The organism is Nonomuraea sp. NPDC051191 (genome assembly GCF_044455665.1).
Classification (GTDB): Bacteria; Actinomycetota; Actinomycetes; order Streptosporangiales; family Streptosporangiaceae; genus Nonomuraea.
Genome location: NZ_JBITEZ010000009.1, coordinates 236,997 through 253,404, shown reverse-complemented (window position 1 = coordinate 253,404; position 16,408 = coordinate 236,997). Strand labels below are relative to the sequence as shown.

General features: G+C 72.2%; 19 protein-coding genes. 14 read left to right on the top strand and 5 right to left on the bottom strand.

Going from position 1 to position 16,408, the window contains the following annotated elements:
• The first annotated feature begins 85 nt into the window (after positions 1 to 85).
• Both ACIA8R_RS26645 and ACIA8R_RS26640 read left to right on the top strand, forming a co-directional pair.
• A complete protein-coding gene (locus ACIA8R_RS26645) occupies positions 86 to 1,327 on the top strand; it encodes an alpha/beta hydrolase (protein WP_397040979.1) in 1,242 nt (413 codons plus the stop codon).
• 54 nt (positions 1,328 to 1,381) lie between these two features.
• Positions 1,382 to 1,804, top strand: a complete 423-nt coding sequence (locus tag ACIA8R_RS26640) for a hypothetical protein (RefSeq protein ID WP_397040977.1) — start codon at positions 1,382 to 1,384, stop codon at positions 1,802 to 1,804.
• Positions 1,805 to 1,834: 30 nt separating this feature from the next.
• Here the strand turns inward: ACIA8R_RS26640 and ACIA8R_RS26635 are convergent, their stop codons facing one another.
• Entirely contained in the window at positions 1,835 to 2,329 is a 495-nt protein-coding gene (locus ACIA8R_RS26635) for a hypothetical protein (RefSeq protein ID WP_357707432.1), read from the bottom strand.
• Between the two features lie 668 nt (positions 2,330 to 2,997).
• Here ACIA8R_RS26635 and ACIA8R_RS26630 point away from each other — a divergent pair.
• Together ACIA8R_RS26630 and ACIA8R_RS26625 are read left to right on the top strand one after the other, a co-directional pair.
• Positions 2,998 to 3,525 carry a hypothetical protein gene (locus ACIA8R_RS26630; RefSeq protein WP_357707431.1) on the top strand — a complete coding sequence of 176 codons (528 nt, stop codon included), beginning with the start codon at positions 2,998 to 3,000 and terminating at the stop codon, positions 3,523 to 3,525.
• A gap of 147 nt (positions 3,526 to 3,672) precedes the next feature.
• Positions 3,673 to 4,257, top strand: coding sequence for a phospholipase (locus ACIA8R_RS26625; protein ID WP_357707429.1), 585 nt, complete (start codon positions 3,673 to 3,675; stop codon positions 4,255 to 4,257).
• Here ACIA8R_RS26625 and ACIA8R_RS26620 read toward each other — a convergent pair.
• The gene (locus tag ACIA8R_RS26620; protein WP_364092085.1) at positions 4,177 to 4,842 is read right to left on the bottom strand and encodes a helix-turn-helix domain-containing protein; all 666 of its coding nucleotides are present in this window, start codon (positions 4,840 to 4,842) and stop codon (positions 4,177 to 4,179) included. The genes ACIA8R_RS26625 and ACIA8R_RS26620 overlap by 81 nt on opposite strands.
• A gap of 71 nt (positions 4,843 to 4,913) precedes the next feature.
• Positions 4,914 to 6,137 carry a cytochrome P450 gene (locus ACIA8R_RS26615; protein WP_397040975.1) on the bottom strand — a complete coding sequence of 408 codons (1,224 nt, stop codon included), beginning with the start codon at positions 6,135 to 6,137 and terminating at the stop codon, positions 4,914 to 4,916.
• Positions 6,138 to 6,340: 203 nt separating this feature from the next.
• Between ACIA8R_RS26615 and ACIA8R_RS26610 the strand changes: the two genes are divergently transcribed.
• The 7 genes from ACIA8R_RS26610 (at position 6,341) to ACIA8R_RS26580 (ending at position 11,502) form a co-directional block, all read left to right on the top strand.
• Positions 6,341 to 6,655, top strand: a complete 315-nt coding sequence (locus tag ACIA8R_RS26610) for a metalloregulator ArsR/SmtB family transcription factor (protein WP_357707424.1) — start codon at positions 6,341 to 6,343, stop codon at positions 6,653 to 6,655.
• Positions 6,656 to 6,758: 103 nt separating this feature from the next.
• On the top strand, positions 6,759 to 7,646 hold the full coding sequence (locus tag ACIA8R_RS26605) for a TIGR03620 family F420-dependent LLM class oxidoreductase (protein WP_397040973.1): 888 nt from the start codon (positions 6,759 to 6,761) through the stop codon (positions 7,644 to 7,646).
• Between the two features lie 80 nt (positions 7,647 to 7,726).
• Positions 7,727 to 8,092 (top strand): hypothetical protein, encoded by a 366-nt coding sequence (locus ACIA8R_RS26600; RefSeq protein ID WP_357707420.1) that lies wholly within the window; start codon positions 7,727 to 7,729, stop codon positions 8,090 to 8,092.
• An 88-nt stretch (positions 8,093 to 8,180) separates the two neighbouring features.
• Positions 8,181 to 10,184, top strand: a complete 2,004-nt coding sequence (locus ACIA8R_RS26595) for a sensor histidine kinase (RefSeq protein WP_397040971.1) — start codon at positions 8,181 to 8,183, stop codon at positions 10,182 to 10,184.
• A gap of 81 nt (positions 10,185 to 10,265) precedes the next feature.
• Positions 10,266 to 10,472, top strand: coding sequence for a hypothetical protein (locus ACIA8R_RS26590; protein WP_357707417.1), 207 nt, complete (start codon positions 10,266 to 10,268; stop codon positions 10,470 to 10,472).
• A gap of 179 nt (positions 10,473 to 10,651) precedes the next feature.
• Positions 10,652 to 10,981 carry a GNAT family N-acetyltransferase gene (locus tag ACIA8R_RS26585; protein WP_397040970.1) on the top strand — a complete coding sequence of 110 codons (330 nt, stop codon included), beginning with the start codon at positions 10,652 to 10,654 and terminating at the stop codon, positions 10,979 to 10,981.
• A gap of 278 nt (positions 10,982 to 11,259) precedes the next feature.
• Entirely contained in the window at positions 11,260 to 11,502 is a 243-nt protein-coding gene (locus ACIA8R_RS26580) for a hypothetical protein (RefSeq protein WP_397040969.1), read from the top strand.
• Positions 11,503 to 11,529: 27 nt separating this feature from the next.
• Here ACIA8R_RS26580 and ACIA8R_RS26575 read toward each other — a convergent pair whose 3' ends face one another.
• Positions 11,530 to 12,093, bottom strand: a complete 564-nt coding sequence (locus tag ACIA8R_RS26575; RefSeq protein ID WP_364092072.1) for a TetR/AcrR family transcriptional regulator — start codon at positions 12,091 to 12,093, stop codon at positions 11,530 to 11,532.
• Between the two features lie 92 nt (positions 12,094 to 12,185).
• Between ACIA8R_RS26575 and ACIA8R_RS26570 the strand changes: the two genes are divergently transcribed.
• The gene (locus ACIA8R_RS26570; RefSeq protein WP_364092070.1) at positions 12,186 to 12,569 is read left to right on the top strand and encodes a nuclear transport factor 2 family protein; all 384 of its coding nucleotides are present in this window, start codon (positions 12,186 to 12,188) and stop codon (positions 12,567 to 12,569) included.
• Between the two features lie 8 nt (positions 12,570 to 12,577).
• Positions 12,578 to 13,582, top strand: coding sequence for an NAD(P)-dependent alcohol dehydrogenase (locus ACIA8R_RS26565; RefSeq protein WP_397040967.1), 1,005 nt, complete (start codon positions 12,578 to 12,580; stop codon positions 13,580 to 13,582).
• Positions 13,583 to 13,705: 123 nt separating this feature from the next.
• On the opposite strand, the gene ACIA8R_RS26560 is transcribed toward ACIA8R_RS26565, so the two are convergent.
• A complete protein-coding gene (locus tag ACIA8R_RS26560) occupies positions 13,706 to 13,936 on the bottom strand; it encodes a DUF6289 family protein (protein WP_364092066.1) in 231 nt (76 codons plus the stop codon).
• Positions 13,937 to 14,107: 171 nt separating this feature from the next.
• Between ACIA8R_RS26560 and ACIA8R_RS26555 the strand changes: the two genes are divergently transcribed.
• Positions 14,108 to 16,396 carry a polysaccharide lyase 8 family protein gene (locus ACIA8R_RS26555; RefSeq protein WP_397040965.1) on the top strand — a complete coding sequence of 763 codons (2,289 nt, stop codon included), beginning with the start codon at positions 14,108 to 14,110 and terminating at the stop codon, positions 16,394 to 16,396.
• Positions 16,397 to 16,408: the final 12 nt, after the last annotated feature.

Genomic DNA, 16,408 nt, shown 5'->3' with positions numbered 1-16,408 from the left:
ACCCCCTTCGGACCGGCGGTTGACGCGCGGGCCGCCGGTCCCCCCGTAGGTTGGGGCGGTCGGGAGTCCGAACCGAAGGAGAGCCATGCGGTTCATGTCCACCCTGGCCGGATTACTACTGTTCGCAGGCACGATGGTGGCGCTGGGGGCGCCCGCGGAGGCCGCCGGGTGCGCGACCGTGCTCCCCCACGCCGACGGCTACGGCATCACCTGCGCCGACGTGCAGCGTCACCCGCAGAGCGACGGCTCCGAACTGCGGGACGTCACGATGACCTCGACGGCGATCTTCCAGGCGTCCGGCGGCACCCCGGTCATCAGCCCGCTGTCGCGCCCGATCACCGTCCGCGTCTACCTGCCCAAGGGGTACGACCCCCAGCGCGCCACCCGCTACCGCGCGCTCTACCTGATCAACGGCGGCGGCGACAACTACGACTCGTGGACCACCAAAGCCGACCTCGTCTCGTTGGTCCGGACGGCGGGCTCCTTTGACGGGATCGTGGTGATGCCGACCGGCGGGATGACCGGCTGGTACGCGAACTGGGCCGGCCGTACGGATGGATATTTCGCCCCGAAGTGGGAGACGTACCACATCAACCAGCTCATCCCGTGGATCGACGCCAACTTCAACACCGTCGCCGACCGGTCCGGGCGCGGCCTGGCGGGCCTGTCCATGGGCGGCTACGGCACCCTGCGGTACGCGGCCGCGCACCCCGGCGTCTTCTCCGTGATCGGCGCCTTCTCGCCCGGCATCGACCTGCGCGCCAAGCCCGCCCAGCGCACGATCTCCGACTCCATGTGGCAGTCGGGCGCGGCGATCAACCTGACCGACCTGGGCGAGTTCCGCGTCAACAAGTACGAGAACGGCAGCCCGCTGCCCGTCCTCGACCAGGAGGTGCAGCGCCGCTACCGCCTGGACACGCTGTTCGGCCCGCACACCACCACGGTCTTCCACGGCCGCACGGTCGACGACTGGCCCGCCGCCAACCCCGCCGACCTGGTCACCCAGGGCAAGTACGCCCCCTACTCGGGACGGCTGGCCCTCTACGCCGGCGGCTGCGCGAGCCTCCCGCACGTCCCGAACGGCACCGAGCCCGCCCCCGCCGCCTGCGGCTACGACACCGGGGCGAGCGACGACGCCACAGGCGTCAGCGAGCCGATCCTCGGGGCGTACGCGAGCGAGTTCGACACGACGCTGACCACCCTCGGCGTCGGCCACCGCTACTGCTACACCAAGGGCGGCCACGACTGGAACGCCTGGCCGGCCTACCTGGTCGACTTCCTCCGGTACGCCTACGGCACCGCCCCGGCCCTTTGCCCCTCGCCCTGATCCCTCATCCCGCTTCCAAGTCGGCCACAAGTGCCGGCCGGTAGTTCTGGACCGGTGACGAACCATCTTCCGACCCGCGTCCTGGCCGCCCTGGGCGCCGCCGTCCTCACGCTCGCCGCGATGGGCACGGCGGCCGCCGCCGATCCCACGAGCTGGAGGTGGGGCGCCCTGCACTCGACCGACGGCCTGGCGACCGCCCGGGGCAAGGTCGTGGCCGGGCAGTCGGGGCTCGCCGTGACCGGACATCTCGACGACGACCGCGGCAAGGGCTGCTCATGGGCCCTGATCAGGTACCAGAGCGGGAGCAACGGCCGCTGGCACACGCATGGCGTCTACAACTGCATGAGGAGCACGGGCACCTTCCGCAAGAACGTCGGCGGGGCGCTGCAGATCAGGGTGCAGGTGTGCCGCGGCACCGCCAAGCGGCCCGTCGGCCGGTGCTCGCGCTGGAGGACCGTCTACACGCAGGGCGGCTGACCCCCGCCGCCCTGCCGTCCGCCGGGGGTGTCAACCGGCGCGTTTCTTGCTGGCGATGATGTAGAGCACCAGCTCGCCGCAGGCGCGGCAGACGGTCATGTCACCGTCGGCGCCCAGATGGGCGGGCACGGCCCGCGCGCCGCAGAAAGCGCACGGCCGTTCCGCCGGCTCCCGGTCGCCGCCCGTGGTCCCCGCCGTCGCCAGCAGCGCGCATCCCAGGCAGACCGAGACGGCCTTGCCGACGACGAGATCGGCCGGATCGGGCACCGAGCCGCAGAAGCCGCACTGGAACACCGCCGTCACCCCGATCCAGTCGCTCGCCCGCGTGTGCTCGCCCGACAACACCAGCCGCAGGACACGCAGGCAGCGTCCGGCGTCCTCGTCCGTGACGCCCGCCCGCGCGAGTTCCGCCCTGAGCGCGGCCCGCGCGCCGGGGTCCTCGGACGGCAGCGCCTTCAGCAGGTCGAGCAGCGCCTCGTCGAGCGCCCGCAGGGCGTCGGCGGCGGCCGCGACGAGGTCACGCATGCCGTCCCGCCGTCCTCGCCACGCCCTGCGGGGCTCTCTCCTCGCCGGCGGCGAGCGGCGGGCGCGGAATGTCACGCCCTTCCTCGTACGCGCGCCCGATCCTTTTCCGCTCGCGCCTTGTACGGAATGTCGCTTGCCGTACTCGTCGCGCGTTTTCACCGGCGGTGTCAGAAACGCTTCTCCGCGCTGACCGTTCTAGAATTCCGCACCACCGGGAGTCAATGGCCGGGACGCCGGGCCGGACGGGCATGAATTCATGTGCCCCGAAATCGGCGGCCAACTCGGCACGGCGGGCGCGAAGGAGTTCCGTATCGCCGGGCGCGGACGTCATCTGCTCAGCCCCCGCCACCGCCCGCCGGAAAACCGCAGCTCACGGCCGTGTCACGGCACTGTCCGGGCGCACCGGGGCGTCGGGCATTCGCTCGCACAAGCAGGGTCACGCATTTCCTCATTTCCGGCGGAGGCACGGACGTCCCTTTCGCGGCCATCATCACCCGGGCCCAAAAAAGCGTCAACGGGAGACGGCCCTACATTTTCCCTATATTGCGGCGTGGCGCCGTCTTGCGCGCCCCGGCTTGTCCCGGCACGCTGGCAACGTGGCGGATACCCGTACTGGAAAGAGCCGCGCGCGAGCGGCGCGCAGATGGTCGGCCGCGCCGCGCAGCGAAATGTTCAGCCTGCCGGAAATCCTCGCCAAGCTCGCCGACCCCGACCGCGAGTCGCCCGGCGATCCGGAGCTGCGCGACTTGTTCGAGCGCGACCAGCACGACCGTCGCGACGGCGGGCCCGAGGACGGCGGCGACCAGCGCGCCCTGGCCCGGCGGGCGCGCTGCATGGAGAAGTTCGCCGCCGGGGAGGTCCGCTCGCCGGGCGACTACTTCCACCTGGCCGCGGTGATGCGGCACGGCGGGCTGGCCGAGCACTACCACCTGGCCTTCGAGCTGGCGCGGCGGGCGGCCGACGCCGGTTTCCGCCCCGCGCGCAGGCTGGCGGCGTCGGCCCTCGACCGGTGGCTGCTGCACATGGGCCTGCCCCAGCGCTACGGCACCCAGTACGTCGACATCGGCGGCCGCTGGTCCCTCTACCGCGTCGACCCCGTCACCACGGACGCCGAACGCACGGTCTGGGACGTGCCGCCCCTGGCCGAGGCCCTGGCACGGGCCGAGGAGATGAACCGCGCCGACGAACCGGGATGACCCGCTCCCCCGCCCACCTGCGGTTTCCCGTCGGAAATCGGACACGACCTTTGCCAGTGGTTTTCCTGTATCTCCCGGCTCTCACCGGACCGGCGGGCGAATCTGACCATGACATGTTCCCGCCCCGGTCGAGACAGGCAGGTTCCCATGGTCAGACGGGCTCTCAAGACGCCGGTCCCGCTCGCGCTCTCTCTGGTCGCCGTCCTCGCGACCGCGCCGCCCGCCCAGGCGGTGACGCTGGAGGAGAAGCTCGCCACGCTGGCGGAGTTCACGCAGCCCACCGAGTCCAGCGCCGCGGCGTGGCGGGACGCCTGGTCGGACCGCAGGTCGTGGGCCGACTTCGACTTCGACTGGTCCACCGACGGCTGCACCAACAGCCCCGACCAGCCGCTCGGCTTCGACTTCAGCATCGCGTGCCGGCGGCACGACTTCGGCTACCGGAACTACCAGGCGGTCGGCGACTTCCGGGCGAACAAGGAGCACGTCGACAAGGCGTTCCTGTTCGACCTCAGGCAGGTGTGCGCCGGGTACACGATCTTCCGTCAGCCGAGCTGCAACGCGCTGGCCAAGCTGTACTACCAGGCGGTCCGCCAGTTCGGCGCCCCTCGCGGCACCGGCGGGCAGCTCGGGCGCGTGCCCGACCGGGACGCTCTAGGGCAGCAGGGCGCCGCTGAGTCCGCAGACGGCCGTGACGAGATGTTCTCCCAGAGCCCGCCAGGATTCTTCGACTGAACCGGCGGCGGCACGGCCGGCGGCCAGGTCGGTCTCCAGCTCGGCGCTCATGTGCACGACGAGCAGCCGGACCATCGCCGCCTGCCGCTCGGACAGCTCGCGCTCCCGGTCGCGCATCGCCGGCGGACGCAGCAGCTCAAGCCGGCGGAACGACGGCGTGCTCAACGTCGCCTGCGCCGCGTAGTCGCGCAGGGACGGCTCCACGACGGCCTGGGCGAGGAAGCGCCCGTACCAGGACGGCGTGCCGAGCTCGATGTGGTGCTCGATGCTCGGCGCGATCACGCACGTGATCCAGTCGCGCAGCGACACCTCGCCCGACGCCTCGAGCGCGGCCACCATCGGCAGGCGGTGCCGGTCGATGGCGGCCGCGTGACGGGACAGGATCGCGTGGATCAGCTCGTCACGGGTGCTGAAGTGGTATTGGACGGCGGACTTGTTCCGCTGGCCCGCCGCCTCGCGGATCATCCTGATCGACACGTGCGCGAAGCCGTGCTCGGCGTAGAGCCGCTCCGCGGTCTGCATGATCTTGTCCTTGGCGCGGATCGAGCGGGGAGACGGCGCGGCGACCGCCGTACTGACGTCCATGACCGGTCCTCGATCTCGTTTCCACCACCGTCCCCGAACGTTATCCCATGTCGCCGGTGGAGGTCAGCGGGTCACCAGGTGACCCACACGTCCTGGAGGCCGCCGGACAGGCCGCCCGTGCGCAGCCGCAGCTCGTCCGGGTTGTCGCGGAGCCGCAGGTCGGGCAGCCGTCGCGTCAGCAGGTCCAGGACGACCTGAAGCTCCAGCCTGGCCAGCGGCTGGCCGAGGCAGTAGTGGCGTCCGGCGCCGAAGGTGAGGTGCTGGCTGCTGTTCTCCCGGCGCGGGTCGAACCGGCCGGGGTCGGCGAACTTGGCCGGGTCGCGGTTGGCCGCCGGGATGTGCGGGATCACCGTGCTGCCGGCGGGCACGGCGACCTCGCTCAGCTCGACGTCCTCGGTGATGAACCGGGGCACGCCGCCGATGGCCGACAACGTGCTGTCCAGCCGCAGGACCTCCTCCACGGTGCCCGGAATCAGGTCGGGGTCGTCGATCACTGCCTCGTAGCGACGCCGGTCGGAGAGCAGCATCGCCGTCATGATGGCGATCATGTTGGACGTGGTCTCGTGGCCGGCCAGCAGCAGCCCGCGCACGGTGGCGACGAGCTCGCCCTGACTGAGCCTGCCGTCCTCGGCGTCGGTGATCTGGGTCAGCTCGCTGAGCAGGTCGTCGCCGGGGTTCGCGCGGTTGCGGTCGACCAGGTCCGACACGTACGCGTTGAAGTCCCGGTAGGCCGCGTCGACCTCCTCCTGGGTGTTGCGCGTCAGGGTCAGCATCGTGCTCGACCAGTGGGCGAACTTGTCCTGGTCCGAGCTCGGCGCGCCGACCAGCGCGCAGATGACCCGTACCGGCAGGGGCAGGGCCAGGCCGGACGACAGGTTGCCCGGGGAGCCCTTGGCCAGCATGGAGTCGAGCAGGTCGTCGGCCATGGCCTGGACCCGGGGGCGCCACACCTCCATCTTCCGTGCCGTGAACCAGCGGCTCAGCAGCCGCCGCCACCGCATGTGGCCCTCGCCCTCGCCGATGTCGCCGGCGCCGTCCTTGCGCCGGTTGAACAGGCCGCCGTCCTCGGTGGTGGACAGCCGGGCGGCGCCCTCGCGGGCGAGGTTGCGGCTGAAGCGGGGGTCGGCCAGCACGGCTCTGGCGTCGTCGTACCTGGTCACGAGCGCCGCGACGTCGCCGCTGGGCAGGCGTACGTGGGCCACGGGGCATTTGTCCCGCAGGTCGTCGAGCTGCGGGGGCGGTTCCAGCGCCGTGGGGCGGTCGAAGGGGAAATCGGGGATCGCGTCAGCGGTCATGCGTCCTCCAGCTTGATAGCCCGACACTTCGGAATATAAGGCGATCGCCTTATTCAAGGCAATCGTCTTGACTGGATGGATTACTCCGGGTCCGGAGAATCTTCTGAGGCGTTGCCGTCCGTTGCCCTCGGCCGGGCACGCATCGAATTACCCCGATACGTCGATGAGTGCCTAGGATCGCCTCCATGGCGGAAGCTGCACTCATGACCGATTCCGAGCTGTCGGACGCGTTGCGGGCCCTGGCGAACCCGACCCGGCTGCACCTGCTGTCGTGGTTGCGGGAGCCGGAGCGCCACTTCTCCCTGGAGGGGGCGATCGCCGACCCGGTGGAGGTCGGGGTGTGCGTGACCCACATCCAGGCCAAGGTGGGGCTGGCCCAGTCGACGGTGTCGGCGTACATGAGCGAGTTGCAGCGCGCCGGGCTCGTACGCGCCACCCGCGTGGGCAAGTGGACGCACTACAAGCGCGACGAGCAGCGCATCGCCCAGCTCGTCGCCACGCTCGGGCACACGCTGTAGAGACCCGCGCCGCCCCTCGAAGCGCCTCCGACTTGTGTCATATCGACATTTTACGATATGTCTATCCTTGAAGTGATCGGCAGATGATCGAGGGGGATGTCCCATGAGCGCCATCGACGGCCTGGATCTCGGCACGTTCGGGATCTACACGTTCGACTTCGAGCACCAGCCGGCCGCGCGGATGCGCGAGTCGATCCAGGAGCTGGAGGAGCAGGGGTGGCGCGCGTTCTGGATGCCGGAGCTCCTCGGGCGCGAGGCGCTCACGCACGCCGGGTTCCTGCTCGCCTGCACGCGGCGCCTGCACATCGTGAACGGCATCGCCCAGATCTGGGCCCGCGAGGCCAGGTGGACGTACGGCGCCGCCCTGCTGCTCGCCGACGCCTATCCCGACCGGCATCTTCTGGGCCTGGGCTTCGGCGGCGAGCCGCGCCCGGGGACGACCCCACTGAAGGCCATGCGCACCTACCTGGACGAGATGGACGAGCTGGAGACCGTCAACCCGGTCCCGAAGGCGGGCGTACGCCGCATCCTGGCTGCGTACGGGCCCAAGATGCTCGAACTGGCCCGCGACCGCGCGGCGGGCGCCCAGACCTACCACGTCAACGTCGCGCACACCGCCGAGTCGCGGGACCTGCTCGGCCCTGACGCGTTCCTGGCCGTCGAGCACCCGGTGCTGTTCGAGACCGACCCCGCCAAGGCCCGCGCCGCGGCCCGCGAGCACCTGCGTCCCTACCTGAGCACGCCGTACAACGTGGCGAAGTTCCAGCGGCTCGGGTACGCCGAGGACGAGCTCGCCGGCGGCGGCAGCGACCGCCTGGTCGACGACTTCGTCTTCTGGGGCGACCTGGACACCGTCGTCGGCAAGCTCTGCGGCCACGTGGAGGCGGGGGCCGACCATGTCGCCGTGCAGGTGATCGGCATCGAGCCCGGCCGCACGGCGATGCCCCACTGGCGCGCGCTCGCCGACGCCCTCGCGCCCGGTGACGCCTGACCCTCCAGATATACAACCGATCGGTCGTTAATATAGTTTGGCGGCATGACATCCGAGATCGCCGCCGGACCGGACGCCGCATGCTGACGTCACGCTGGATCCCCGGCCCCGAGAGCCACAGCCGGGGGCCGATGGTGGCCGCCCTGACGGACTTCCGCATGCGACGGCTCCTCGACCTGCCCGGCATCGCCCGGCGCGGCCGGTCCCTGAGCCGGCATTGGCCCGAGCTGCCGGGCGCGGTGGGCATGTGGCTCTGGGTGGACCTCGCCGGCCGCCGGGTCGGCTCGTTGTCGGTGTGGCGGACCGAGGAGGATCTGCGCGGGTTCGTCCGGCTGCGCGAGCACGTCGCGATCATGCGCGCCTACCGCGATCGGGGCACCCTGCGCTCCCGTACGTGGCCGATCGACGTCCTCGACCGGGACGCCCTGCTGCGGTCGCTGCGCTGACCCGCGCGGTCCTGCACCGGCGCGCGTGGCGGACCGTTCCGCAGGCACGCTAGGGTCGGGCGGGACGGCAGCCGGAAGGCGGGGACTGATGGCGTGGGCAGCCCGGGTGGTCGCCGTCGTCATGGCCGTGGTCTCGCCGGTGCTCGTGCTCGCCGCGATCCTCATGTACGCGGCGCTTCCGTCCGAGTGGCGGCTGCCGCAGATCTTCACGCCGCTGGCGGCGGCGGGGGTCACGTTCCCGGCGTTCAGCGCGTTCCTCATCATGCACCGGCCGCGGCTCAGGCTGGCGTGGCTGATGTGCGCGGGCGGTCTGGGCGGCGCGGTCAACACGTTCTGCCAGTCGGCGATGCTGGCCGCCGCGGCGGGCGGGGAGCTCGCGCTGGCGGGATGGGTGCGATTACCGGCCCATGTCGGCTGGGCGGTGTCCGGGCTGCTGCTGGAGATGTTGCTGCCGCTGTACTCCCCCGACAGCAGGCTGCCGTCGCGGCGCTGGCGCCTGGTGGTGCTGCTCGGCGCGGTGTCGACCGCGGTGGAGCTGGCCCACATGTTCGTACGCCCCGACCCGCCGGCCGAGGGCTACCCGCTGCCCGCGGTCATCCCGAACCCGTTGCAGGTCCCGGAGCTGGCGCCGATCTGGCCGGTGGTCACGGTGGTGGCCTGGACCGGAATCCTCTCGACGCTGCCGCTGGCGGCCTGGTCGATGTTGCTGCGCTTCCGCCGGGCCGACCCGACGGTACGGCGGCAGATCGGCTGGCCGCTGTTCTCCTTCGCCGGGTACATCGTCTTCATGCTCGTCGCCATCGTCGTGCCCGGGCTGGAGTGGCTGTCGATCGCGTGGGCGACGGTCATCCCCGTGTCGATGGTGATCTCGGTGACCCGCTACCGGCTCTACGGCATCGACACCGTCATCAGCCGGACGTTCGTCGCCGCCGGGCTGCTGGCCGTGATCGGCGGGGTCTACTTCGGGGTGGCCACGCTGTCGAGCCTGATGGTGTCGGGGTACCACCAGGTCGCCGGGCTCGCCTCCGCGCTGCTCACGGGCGCGTTCTTCCAGCCGTTGCGGCGGGCGCTGCAACGCGTGGTCGACCGCCTGCTCTACGGGCCGGTGGGCGATCCGCGCGTGCTGGCCGAGCGGCTGGCCCAGGAGGTGCGCCGGGGCGATCCGGCGCAGGCGCTGGCGGCGGTGCTCGGCGTGCTGCGCGAGGGCCTGGCGGTGCAGGGCGCCGCGATCGAGGTGACCGGCGGCGAGCCCGGCCACCCGGCCGGCAGGGCGAGCATAGACAGCGGGCAGCTCGGCGACTCCCCGCGCGAGGTGCCCCTGATCTGGCACGGCGAGTGGGTGGGGCGGCTCCTGGTCGGCCCACCCGCCGCGCGACGCTTCCCGGCCGCGCACGACGAGCGCGTCCTGGACACGCTGGTCCCGTACGCGGCCGACGTGGCCCACGCGGTCCGGCTGGCCGCCGACCTGCAACGTTCCCGCGAACGCATGCTGGCCGCCCGCGAGGAGGAGCGCCGGCGGCTGCGCCGCGACCTGCACGACGGCCTCGGCCAGACCCTCAGCGGGCTGGCCATGACCGTCAACATGGCCCGTCTGAGCCTGAAGACCTCCCCGGAGGCGGCCGACGGGCTGCTGCGCGAGCTGCGTACCGGCATGGACGCCGTCACGGGCGACCTGCGGCAGCTCGTCTACGGCCTGCGCCCACCCGCCCTGGACGACCTGGGCCTGGCCGCCGCCGTACGGGCACTGGCCGGGCCGGACGGTCCCGCCGCGCAGGTGATCACCGAGGGTGACCTGACCGGCCTGCCCGCCGCCGTCGAGGTGGCCGTCTACCGGATCACGCAGGAGGCGCTGACGAACGTGCGGCGGCACGCGCGGGCCACCAGCGTCCGGGTCGAGCTGCGCCGCGAGCCCGGGGCGCTGCGCCTGCTGGTCGCCGACGACGGCGCCGGCCTGCCGCCGGAGCACCGCTCGGGCGTCGGCCTGACCTCGATGCGCGAGCGCACGGCCGAGCTGGGCGGGATCTGCCTGGTCACCGGCGCTCCGGGCGGGGGCACCACGGTGGAGGTCATGCTTCCCGTCCAGCCCGCCTGACCGTGCGCCTTACCGAACTTCGCCCCCTCGATCACGTAGGGTGCCAGTCAGTCACTTTCAGTAACTCTCACGGAGGTGTCCATGAAGCTCATGGGCCGTATCGCCTGCACCCTCGCCGGTGGCGCGCTGCTGACCACCGCCCTCACCACCCCGGCGTCCGCCGACTCGCTGGCGGCCGGCGGGCCCGTCGGCGCGCTGGTGCAGCCACTGCTGGACATGCTCAACCTCGTCAACGACACGACCACCCTCGGCGTCCTGCTGCCCAACGGCATCATCGCCGCCCGCTGACGATCGCCCCTTCCCCCCGGGGCGGCCGCTCAGGGTCGGTATGCACGCAGCACACACCGACCCCCAGCGAAGAAGCACCGAACGGACGGCGCCGCCAACGCCGAAGACTATCCGGTAAGCCCGCCTTCCCGACAGAACCCGAGCTCCACGCGCACCGGCCCTGCGGCAGGCTGGGCGTCATGGTGGAGATCGACTTCCTGACCGGGTCCGACCGCGCCCCCTGGGAGGCGCCGGCCCGCGGCAAAGACGCGTACTTCGAGGTCGAACGCGGCGACGACGCCTACGAACGAACCTGGCGACGCCTGCTCGACGACGACCGGACACACGGGATCGCCGCCCGCCTGAACGGCGACCTGGTCGGCATCGCGCACTACGTGTTCCACGCCGGCGTCTGGCACGCCGGGAGATGCCATCTGGCGGACCTGTTCGTGGACGCCGACGTCCGGCGGCGGGGCGGGGGGCGTGAAGTAGGGCGATCCCGGCAGGTGCGGCGTACCGTGGGCGGATGATGGTCGCGGGTGAGGGCATCCGGGGTGGGAGCCGTCCACTGTCGTCAGTGACGAGCTGGTCGATCCGTCGCCGGTCGCCGCGCTCGCGGCCCTGTTCGACGACGGTGTGCCCGTCCCCGGGCGGGGGGCGGAGTTGCCGCCGTTGTGGCATTGGGCGGCGTTGGCGCGGTGGCCCGTCTCGTCCGTGATCGGGGGCGACGGGCATCCGGTGCGCGGCTCGTTCCTGCCGCCCGTCGACCTGCCGCGACGCCCACTACGACTGGCCGTACGCCACCCGGGTGGAGGGGTATCCCGGCCTGGTGGTGCACGGGCCGCTCATGACGCTCGCCCTGGCCGAGACGCTCCGGCTGGAGGGACGTGCCGAGCGGGTGACGCGGGTGGGACACCGGAACGACAGGCCGCTGTTCTGCGGTCGGCCGGCGCGGCTGCGGGGCCGCCGGACCGCGGACGGGTTCACGCTCGACCTGCACGGCCCCGAGGCCGCCACCCCGTGCACCACCCTGACCGTGGCGGCCCGGTAGCCGGTCTCCGTGCCCGCTCGGAGTTCGTCAGGGGGTGATGACGTGTTCGGCGAGTTCGCGGGCGGCGGCGGCCGGGGAGGTGCCGGGGCGGGTCGCGCCGACGGCGAGGAGGCCGTCGATGAGGATGAGGAGCTGGTCGGCGCCGTGGTCGGGGCGCGGGTGGCCGAGCGCGGTCAGCTCGCGCGCCAGCAGCTCGTGCACCTGCCGCCGGTAGTCGCGGGTGACCTCGTGCGCGGGGTGCGCGGGATCGGCCAGGCCGAGGTCGGCGGCCAGGTAGCGGCAGCCGTGGAACCCGGGCATGCCGACGATCTCGCCGAGCCGGTCGAAGACGGCCAGCAGGCGCTCGCGCGGGTCGTGGCCGGCGGCGTCCATGGTGTGGCGGTAGTCGGCGGCGTCGGCGGCGGCGGCTGACCGGAGCACCTCGACGATCAGGCCGTCCTTGCCGCCGAAGTGCTCGTACAACGACCGGCGGGCGACGTTGGCCGCCTTGAGCAGGGCGTCGACGCCGATGTTCACGCCGTGGCTGTAGATCAGGCGGTCGGCGGCCTCCAGCAGGCGCTCCCGTGGGCCGGGTCCCGTACGAACTGTCATGGAACCCAGGTTGCCACGGGTTGACGAGTAGATCAACCGGTCGATATACATAGATAGACCGATCGATCTACCGGCTTCCACTTGGAGGAACCGTGTCCTTCCCTTCCACCGCCGACGTCATCGAGCGCTTCAACCGCGCCTTCGTCGAGCGTGACCGCGGCCTGCTCGACGACCTGGTCGCCGAGGACTGCGTGATGGAGTCCGTCCAGCCGGCCCCCACCGGCGAACGCGTCACCGGCCGCGAGGCGTGCCTTGAGTGGTGGGGCGCGCTCGTGGACGACCTCACCAGCAGGTTCGAGCCGCAGGAGGTGATCATCGCCGGCGACCGGGCCACCATCCACTGGCACTACCGCTACGGCACCGGCCCCTCCGACTGGGTCAGCGGCGTGAACCTCATGCGCATCCGCGACGGACGGATCGTCGAGGCCCTCGGCTTCAGCAAGACCGCCGGCGAAGTCCCCCTGGCCAGCGCCTGATGGACGTCATGCGCAGCTACCACGTCGACAGCGGAGCCGGCGTCGACGGCCTGTCGATCAAGGAACACCCCGTCCCCTCCCCCGGCCCCGGGCAGGTGGTGGTCGCGGTGCGCGCCACCTCCCTCAGCTTCCGCGAGCTGATGATCCTGCGCGGCGACTACGTGCTCCCCGTCAAGCCGGACGTGGTGCCGGTCTCCGACGGCGCCGGCGAGGTCGTCGCGACCGGCCCCGGCGTCGAGTCCGTCGCCGTCGGCGACCGGGTCACCGCCACCCTGTTCCCGAGCTGGCAGGACGGCCCGTTCGCCCTCCGGCACCTGCCGCAGCTCGGCGGCTCGCTGGACGGCATGCTCACCGAGTACGCGCTGCTCGACGAGCACGCGCTCGTGCCGATCCCGGCCCACCTGTCCTACGAGGAGGCCGCGACTCTCCCCTGCGCCGCGGTCACCGCCTGGAACGCCCTGACCGGCGACGGCACCGGCCCGCTGCCCGGCCAGACCGTCGTCACCCAGGGCACCGGCGGGGTGTCGCTGTTCGCGCTGCAGTTCGCCAAGGCGCTGGGCGCCCGCGTGATCGCCACGACCAGCAGCCCGGCCAAGGCCGAACGCCTGTACGAGCTGGGCGCCGACGACGTCGTCGACTACCGGGCCACCCCCGACTGGCCCGCCCGCGTCCGCGAGCTGACCTCCGGGCGGGGCGCGGAGTACATCGTCGACGTCGCCGGCGACCTGGGGCTGTCGCTCACGGCGGCCTCGATCGCGGGGCAGGTCGCCAGCGTCGGGTTCGTCGTCGGCGACCCGCCGCCCCTCGACCCGCGGGCGGTCTTCAACGCGGGGGCCACGCTGCGGGGCATCGCCGTCGGCAGCCGGGCGCAGTTCCTGGCCATGAACCGGCTCGTCGAGGCCCACCGGCTGCGCCCGGTCATCGACCGCGTCTTCCCCTTCGACCAGGCTCCCGACGCCTACCGCCACTACGCGTCGGGCCGGGCGTTCGGGAAGATCGTGATCACCGTGTGAGGGCGGTCGGTGCCGGGCGATCGGGCGCAGCGGCGGGGTGCGCCTGCGGAACACCCCGCCGGTGCAGCCGGGCCCGCCGGGGAACGCGCGACCGGCAGCGCGTCGTCCCCTTCGCCGATCCCGCTAGCAGGGGGTCTCGTAGAACTCCGGGTACGAGCCGCGGGTGCCCACCCACGTCTCGTCGCCCACGCAGTTCTCGTACTTGACGCCGACCAGCGTGGTGCGGGAGGAGTCGCTGTAGTAGTACGTCTCGCAGTGGTAGTCGATCTGGCAGGCGCGGGCGTGGGCGGGCGAGCCGATGATGGTGAGGGTGCCGAGGGCGAGCAGGACGGCCAGCGATGCGCGGCGAATCATGGAGATCCTCTCTGACACGAGGAAGCGCTACTGACCTCGATGATCGATCGCCAGAGCGAACAGTTCAATACGCTCTATGCCGGGTAACCCATGGCGAAGGCGAAATGATCGCACTTCTCTCCGACATAGGATCATTTCATCTGGTAGTTGGCCGATCATCGAAAGGCTTCCATGATCCACCCCCTCAGCCGCCGGTCCGCCCTGCTGGGGGCCGCGGCCGTGGCCGGAATCGCCCTGTGGGAAAGGCCGGCCGAGGCGGCCGGCGCCGCGGCGTTCGACGCGGCCCGGGAGCGATGGGTGAGCCTGCTGGCCGGTGCGACGTACGACCCCGCCTACCTGGAGAAGACGCGAGCGGTCGAGGGCTCGGCCAACGCGGTGCTGCGCAAGATGAACCCCACCCCCGGCCGTCCGAGCCTGTGGCCCGACCTGCCGCTCGACGACCCCCGTACGGGCAACTTCAACCGCGCCTACAACCGCATGCGCACGCTGGCGCTCGGCTGGGCCACGCCGGGCACCGACATGCACCGGGACCAGCGGGTCGCCGAGACCGCGGCCGACGCGCTGGACTTCCTGTACGAGCACGCCTACCGCGAGGGCCTCGACCGCCGGGGCAGCAACTGGTACTGGTGGGAGATCGGCGTCCCCCGGGCGCTGACCGACACCTGCGCCCTGCTCTACGACGGCCTGCCCAGGAAGAGCCTGCACCGCTGGCTGCGCCCGCTGCGCCACTGGTGCCCCGACCCCGAGCGGCGCGTCAGCCACCCCGGCGTGGTCGAGACCGGCGCCAACCGGGCGAGCAAGGCCATGGCGGTGGCGATGCGCGGGCTGCTCACCCACGACGCCCGCCTGATCAAGCGGGCCGGGAACGCCGTCTCCGACCTGCTGCGCCGCACCGGGGGGCCGGGCGACGGCTTCTACCGGGACGGGTCGTTCATCCAGCACGACGTGTACCCCTACAACGGCAGCTACGGCGTGGACTACCTGGAGAGCGTGGCCAAGCTGATCGCCATGCTCGCCAGGTCGCCGTGGGAGATCGACGGCATCGGCAAGGTCTACGACATCGTGGACCGCTCGTTCACGCCGTTCATCTTCGACGGGCTGATGATGGACTGCGTGCGCGGCCGGCAGATCTCGGTGCAGGGCCATCGCGACCACCACTCGGGGCAGAAGGCGGTCGAGGCCATCCTGACGCTGCTGGAGACGGCGCCCGAACGCCACGCCCGGCGCTGGCGTCCGCTGGTGAAGGGCTGGCTCACCCGCAACCAGGCCGTCCCGTACGCCACGGTCGCCCCGCTGGCGAGCGTCGCGCGGGCCGAGGCCCTGCTGGCGGACGCGTCGGTCCCGGTCGGCCCCCGCACGACCGGCACCTTCGTCTTCGCCGACATGGACCGGGTCGTGCACCGGCGTCCCACCTGGGCGTACGCGATCGCGATGAGCTCGGAGCGCATCGGCGCGGCCGAGGGCATGAACCAGGAGAACCTGCACGGCTGGTACACCGGCGACGGCATGACGTACCTCTACACGGCCGACCTCACCCACTGGAACGACGACCTGTGGCCGACGATCGACCCGTACCGGCTGCCGGGCACCACGGTCGACACCCGCAGGCGCGCCGACCTCCCGCACGGCGCGCGCCGCCTGCCGCCCACCCCGTGGGCGGGCGGCGTGGCGCTCGACGGCGAGTACGGCGTGGCGGCCATGAAGCTGATCGCCGACGGCTCCTCGCTGCGGGCCAGGAAGGCGTGGTTCCTGCTCGACGACGGGGTGATCGCCCTCGGCTCGGGCATCACCGCCTCCGACGGCCGCCGCGTCGAGACCGTCGTGGAGAACCGCAACACCCACGGCGCCCATCCCCCGCTGACCCGCGGCGACGGCTGGGTCCACCTGTCCGGAGTGGCCGGGTACGCGCTGCTCGACGGCGCCGAGGCGAAGGTGATCCGCGAGAAGCGCACCGGCCGCTGGCGCGACATCGACACCGGCGCCACCACCGGCGGCGACCGCACCCCCGTCTCCAGGCACTACACGACCATCGTCGTCGATCACGGCGTCGATCCGCGCAGGGCCCGCTACGCCTACGCCGTGCTGCCCGACGCCACCGCCGAGCAGACCGCGGCCTACCGCCGCCGGGTCGAGGTCCTGGCCAACTCCAGGACGGTCCAGGCCGTGGCCAGGGGCGACCTGCTCGCCGCCGTGTTCTGGCGCGCGGGGGCCGTCGAGACGCCGCACGGGCCGCTCGCCGCCGACGGCCCGTGCGCCCTGCTGCTGCGCCGCGACCGCCACCGGGTACGGCTGGCCGTCTCCGACCCGTCCAGGACCGCCGACGAGGTGCGGATCAAGCTGCCGTGGCCGGTCAAGTCGGTCAAGGAGGGCGACCGGGGCGTGCGCCGGTCCAAGCGGGCGGTCAAGATCGAGGTCGGCGGCAGCCGCGGGCATGCCCGGACGGCGGTCGTCCGCGTCTGAGGCCGGGCCGCC

Bases quoted from the DNA above. Each gene is read 5' to 3' on its own strand.
- ACIA8R_RS26605 (WP_397040973.1), top strand. From the start codon at position 6,759: ATGAGCGCCATCGACGGCCTGGATCTCGGCACGTTCGGGATCTACACG.
- ACIA8R_RS26645 (WP_397040979.1), top strand. From the start codon at position 86: ATGCGGTTCATGTCCACCCTGGCCGGATTACTACTGTTCGCAGGCACG.
- ACIA8R_RS26585 (WP_397040970.1), top strand. From the start codon at position 10,652: ATGGTGGAGATCGACTTCCTGACCGGGTCCGACCGCGCCCCCTGGGAG.
- ACIA8R_RS26560 (WP_364092066.1), bottom strand. From the start codon at position 13,936: ATGATTCGCCGCGCATCGCTGGCCGTCCTGCTCGCCCTCGGCACCCTC.
- ACIA8R_RS26620 (WP_364092085.1), bottom strand. From the start codon at position 4,842: ATGGACGTCAGTACGGCGGTCGCCGCGCCGTCTCCCCGCTCGATCCGC.
- ACIA8R_RS26575 (WP_364092072.1), bottom strand. From the start codon at position 12,093: ATGACAGTTCGTACGGGACCCGGCCCACGGGAGCGCCTGCTGGAGGCC.
- ACIA8R_RS26590 (WP_357707417.1), top strand. From the start codon at position 10,266: ATGAAGCTCATGGGCCGTATCGCCTGCACCCTCGCCGGTGGCGCGCTG.
- ACIA8R_RS26615 (WP_397040975.1), bottom strand. From the start codon at position 6,137: ATGACCGCTGACGCGATCCCCGATTTCCCCTTCGACCGCCCCACGGCG.
- ACIA8R_RS26630 (WP_357707431.1), top strand. From the start codon at position 2,998: ATGTTCAGCCTGCCGGAAATCCTCGCCAAGCTCGCCGACCCCGACCGC.
- ACIA8R_RS26595 (WP_397040971.1), top strand. From the start codon at position 8,181: ATGGCGTGGGCAGCCCGGGTGGTCGCCGTCGTCATGGCCGTGGTCTCG.
- ACIA8R_RS26600 (WP_357707420.1), top strand. From the start codon at position 7,727: ATGCTGACGTCACGCTGGATCCCCGGCCCCGAGAGCCACAGCCGGGGG.
- ACIA8R_RS26635 (WP_357707432.1), bottom strand. From the start codon at position 2,329: ATGCGTGACCTCGTCGCGGCCGCCGCCGACGCCCTGCGGGCGCTCGAC.
- ACIA8R_RS26555 (WP_397040965.1), top strand. From the start codon at position 14,108: ATGATCCACCCCCTCAGCCGCCGGTCCGCCCTGCTGGGGGCCGCGGCC.
- ACIA8R_RS26610 (WP_357707424.1), top strand. From the start codon at position 6,341: ATGACCGATTCCGAGCTGTCGGACGCGTTGCGGGCCCTGGCGAACCCG.
- ACIA8R_RS26565 (WP_397040967.1), top strand. From the start codon at position 12,578: ATGCGCAGCTACCACGTCGACAGCGGAGCCGGCGTCGACGGCCTGTCG.
- ACIA8R_RS26625 (WP_357707429.1), top strand. From the start codon at position 3,673: ATGGTCAGACGGGCTCTCAAGACGCCGGTCCCGCTCGCGCTCTCTCTG.